Raw genomic sequence first — 586 nt, forward strand, 5'->3', positions numbered from 1 at the left:
CTTGCAAGCGGACCGGATAACGGTTTTTGATATAAAACTGCGGGATCGACCGGTGCGGCATTCGTGCGAAGCATACCAATATGAAATCGCAACAATCCCGATTGCTCACCTGCCACGCTTTGATTAGGCTGGCTGCTCACACAGCGACGCACGCACGAGACGGGGCGTATCACGTCGCGGCGAAAGGGATGGGCATTGGCGTTTTCGCAACAGATCGGACAGTTTCGCGAAGGCAATCCGGCACCGCTCTACCTGCAGCTTCAGCACCTCATCCGCGAGGCTATCGCGCACGATGTGCTGGCGCAAGACGATGCGATTCCGGCGGAGCGCGACCTCGCCATCGAATATGATATTTCGCGCATCACCGTGCGCAAGGCGATTGGCGGATTGGTTGAGGAAGGCCTGCTGACGCGGCGGCGCGGGGCGGGCACCTTCGTCACCGGGCGCGTGGAAAAGAGCTTTTCCAAGCTGTCGTCCTTTTCCGAAGACATGGCGGCGCGCGGCAAGACCGCGTCGAGCAGTTGGATCAGCCGCGCGGCGGGCACCGTCGACCCTGACGAGGCGATGTCACTGGGGCTGTCGCCGG

The 586-nt window shown here is 61.4% G+C and carries 1 protein-coding gene; it reads left to right on the forward strand.

Annotated elements, in window-relative coordinates:
* Window positions 1-195 precede the first annotated feature (195 nt).
* Window positions 196-586, forward strand: a 391-nt coding sequence (locus AACY08_RS28145; RefSeq protein WP_339472375.1) for a GntR family transcriptional regulator, incomplete at its 3' end; no start/stop codon positions are given.

The organism is Pseudomonas sp. EL_65y_Pfl1_R83 (genome assembly GCF_963970695.1).
Classification (GTDB): domain Bacteria; phylum Pseudomonadota; class Gammaproteobacteria; order Pseudomonadales; family Pseudomonadaceae; genus Aquipseudomonas; species Aquipseudomonas tritici.